The sequence below is a fragment of the Kitasatospora sp. NPDC057512 genome (assembly GCF_042802135.1).
GTDB lineage: Bacteria > Actinomycetota > Actinomycetes > Streptomycetales > Streptomycetaceae > Kitasatospora.
Genome location: NZ_JBHVET010000908.1, coordinates 1 through 2,906, shown reverse-complemented (window position 1 = coordinate 2,906; position 2,906 = coordinate 1). Strand labels below are relative to the sequence as shown.

At 74.8% G+C, this 2,906-nt stretch carries 4 protein-coding genes; 1 reads left to right on the top strand and 3 read right to left on the bottom strand.

From position 1 onward, the window contains the following. Positions 1 to 83: 83 nt before the first annotated feature. From ACFU6K_RS35610 to ACFU6K_RS35600, 3 genes are all read right to left on the bottom strand, one after another. Positions 84 to 650 carry a rhodanese-like domain-containing protein gene (locus tag ACFU6K_RS35610; RefSeq protein ID WP_380670265.1) on the bottom strand — a complete coding sequence of 189 codons (567 nt, stop codon included), beginning with the start codon at positions 648 to 650 and terminating at the stop codon, positions 84 to 86. A 91-nt stretch (positions 651 to 741) separates the two neighbouring features. Then, positions 742 to 1,491: a sulfite exporter TauE/SafE family protein gene (locus ACFU6K_RS35605; RefSeq protein ID WP_380670263.1), complete on the bottom strand. Its 750-nt coding sequence runs from the start codon at positions 1,489 to 1,491 to the stop codon at positions 742 to 744. Then, positions 1,488 to 1,892 carry a rhodanese-like domain-containing protein gene (locus ACFU6K_RS35600; RefSeq protein ID WP_380670261.1) on the bottom strand — a complete coding sequence of 135 codons (405 nt, stop codon included), beginning with the start codon at positions 1,890 to 1,892 and terminating at the stop codon, positions 1,488 to 1,490. The genes ACFU6K_RS35605 and ACFU6K_RS35600 overlap by 4 nt, the downstream gene beginning before the upstream one ends. 375 nt (positions 1,893 to 2,267) lie before the next feature. On the opposite strand from ACFU6K_RS35600, the gene ACFU6K_RS35595 reads away from it, so the two are divergent. Next, positions 2,268 to 2,906 (top strand): MBL fold metallo-hydrolase (locus ACFU6K_RS35595; protein WP_380670259.1); only part of this gene is annotated, 639 nt, incomplete at its 3' end.

The window sequence follows — 2,906 nt, the reverse complement described above, 5'->3', positions numbered from 1 at the left end:
CGGCCACCCGGGGCTGGCGGTGATCCGGGGTTCGGCGGTCAACCAGGACGGTGCGAGCAACGGGCTCAGCGCTTCGGATCGGCTCAGCGCTTCAGGGCCGCGAGCGTCTCGTCCAGGCTCGGCGTGCCGGGGCGGGGCCGGTTGTACGGGAGCTTGGAGAGCATCGAGCCCATCGCGCAGGTGTTGCTCAGCGCGGAGAAGGCCAGCCCGCCGCCGACGGCGGCGGAGACCCAGCGGGCGCCCGGCAGGGCGAGGTCGACCAGCACGCCGGCCAGCACCAGCGAGCCGGCCACCAGGCGGACCTGGCGGTCCAGCGCCCACACCCGGCGGGCGCCGGTCACCTGGTCCAGCGGTCGGCCGGCGCTCGCCCAGGCGTTGGTGCCGCCGGTCAGGGTGAGGGTCGGGACGCCGGCGTCGGCCAGCACGCGGCAGGCGTTGTCGGCGCGCGGCCCGGCGGCGCAGACCACGGCGATCTCGCCGTGCCCGGCGGCCTCGCGCAGCGCGGGCAGGGCGCGGTCGAGCTGGTCGAGCGGGACGTTCAGGGCGCCGGGGATGTGGCCGGCGGCGTACTCGCCGGGGGAGCGGACGTCGATGAGGGTGAGCAGGCCGAGGCGGGGCTGGAGCTGCTCGACGGTCAGCGGCGTGGTCATGGGAGTGGGGTCCTCTCGGATGGGGGGTGTGGCTGGTGGTGCGGGGAGGTTCGGGGATCAAGCCATCGTGGTGATCAGCTCACCGTGGTGATCAGCTCACCGTGGTGACGAGCATCAGCGCGGCGACGGCGAGCAGGGCGACGGCGAAGGCCTTCTGGAGGGTGCGCCCGCTGAGCTTGTCGGCCAGCCGCTTGCCGTCCCAGGCGCCGAGGATCGCCGCCCCGGTGAAGGGGGCGGCCACGGCCCAGTCGATCGCACCGGCCGAGCCGAGGCGGGGGAGCAGGGCGGCGAGCGAGTTGGCGGTGATCACCAGCAGGCTGGTGCCGACGGCCTCGGCCATGGTGAAGGCGAGCACCGAGACCAGGGCCGGTACGGCGAGGAAGCCGCCGCCGACGCCGAGCAGTCCGGTGACGGCGCCGAGCCCGGCGCCCGCCGCCGTGGAGCGGCCGACTCCTGAGGCGGAACGTTCCTGCGCATCCTTCGCGGGCGGCTTCAGCATCCGCCAGGCCGCGAGCGCCGCCAGCACCGAGAAGGCACCGGTCAGCAGTGCGCCCGGCAGATGGGCGGACAGCGCCCCGGCGGCCATGGCGGCGGGCAGTCCGGCGGCGGCGAACAGCGCGCCGGTGCGCCAGCGGACCCGGCCCGCCCGGGCGTGGGCGAGCAGCCCGGTCAGCGAGGTCGCGGCGACGATCACCAGGCTGGCCGTGGTGGCCAGCTCGGGGCTGAAGCCCAGCAGATAGACCAGAGCGGGGACGGCGAGCATGCTGCCGCCGCCGCCCAGCCCGCCCAGCGCGAGGCCGACCACCGCACCGGCGGCGAGCGCCAGGATCAGCGTGGTCATATCACGCGCCCGGTGCCGCCGTCGGGCGTGGTGACCGGCAGTCCGGCCAGTGCCCAGGCGCCCATGCCGCCGACCACGTTCAGCGCCTGGACGCCGCGCTGTGCGAGCAGCTCCGCCGCGCGCTGGGAGCGGTTGCCGGAGCGGCAGATCGCCAGCACGGTCCGCCCGGCCGCCCCGGTCGGCAGCGGGACACCGGCGGCCAGCCCGATCAGCGGCTGGTGCAGCGCGCCGGGGGCGTGCCCGGCGGCGAACTCGGCGGTCTCCCGGACGTCCAGCAGGACGGCGGCGCCGGTGCGGGCGAGCTCGTGGGCCTCGGCGGGGGTGGTCCGCCCGGGGACGCCCGGTCCGTGGGCGTGGGGCCGGTGGGCGTCGGGCCCGTGGGCGTGCGGCAGCAAGGGCATGAGGTGTCTCCAGTGGTGCAGACCGGACCGCAGCGGTCCGGTGGGTCGGGGGCGGCGCGGGCGTCCGTACGGGCCTGGTGGCCCGGTGCGGGTGGCGTGGCCGGTGCGTGGTGTGGCCGGTGCGTCCTCGGCCCCGCCAGTACCTGGCTCGTTGCCTGGCTCGGAGGCGGTGGCCGGCCCCTCGATGTCTCACCATAGTACCCCCGGGGGTATTATCGAAATCGCTCAGCGATACCCCGTCCCGTATCGGCTCAGGCCGCCGTATGCTGGCAAATATACCGAGGGGGGTATCGGAGCGGCGCCGGCGTCGCCCGGCCATGCACACCACCCAGCCCCAAGCCGCCCAAACCCCAAGCCGCCCAGGAGGGTTTCCCCGTGTACTTCGCCCAGTTCTACCTCGACTGCCTCTCCCAGGCCTCGTACCTGATCGCCGACGAGCGCACCGGCCGCGCCGTCGTGGTCGACCCGCGCCGTGACGTGGACGAGTACGTCGCCGACGCCGAGGCCCACGGCTTCACCGTCGAGGCGGTCGTCAACACCCACTTCCATGCCGACTTCCTGGCCGGCCACCTCGAACTGGCCGACCGCACCGGCGCCTGGATCGGCTACGGGCGCCGCGCGGAGACCGAGTACCCCATCCGCAAGCTCGCCGACGGCGAACGGATCGAGCTGGGCGACGTCGCCCTTGAGATCATGGAGACCCCCGGCCACACGCCCGAGTCGATCAGCATCCTGGTCTTCGAGCAGCCCGACGACACCGTCCCGTACGGCGTGCTCACCGGCGACGCGCTGTTCATCGGCGACGTCGGCCGCCCCGACCTGCTCGCCTCGGTCGGCGTCACCGCCGCCGAACTCGGCGCGATGCTCTACGACAGCGTGCACCGCAAGCTGATGGGCCTGCCCGACGAGACCCTGGTCTTCCCCGCCCACGGCGCCGGCTCGGCCTGCGGCAAGAACCTCTCCACCGACCGCCAGTCCACCATCGGCCGCGAGCGCGCCACCAACTACGCCTGC

What these genes read in the sequence shown, in the direction of transcription:
- ACFU6K_RS35605 (WP_380670263.1), bottom strand. Translation starts at nt 1,491, where the DNA reads ATGACCACGCTGATCCTGGCGCTCGCCGCCGGTGCGGTGGTCGGCCTC.
- ACFU6K_RS35600 (WP_380670261.1), bottom strand. Translation starts at nt 1,892, where the DNA reads ATGCCCTTGCTGCCGCACGCCCACGGGCCCGACGCCCACCGGCCCCAC.
- ACFU6K_RS35610 (WP_380670265.1), bottom strand. Translation starts at nt 650, where the DNA reads ATGACCACGCCGCTGACCGTCGAGCAGCTCCAGCCCCGCCTCGGCCTG.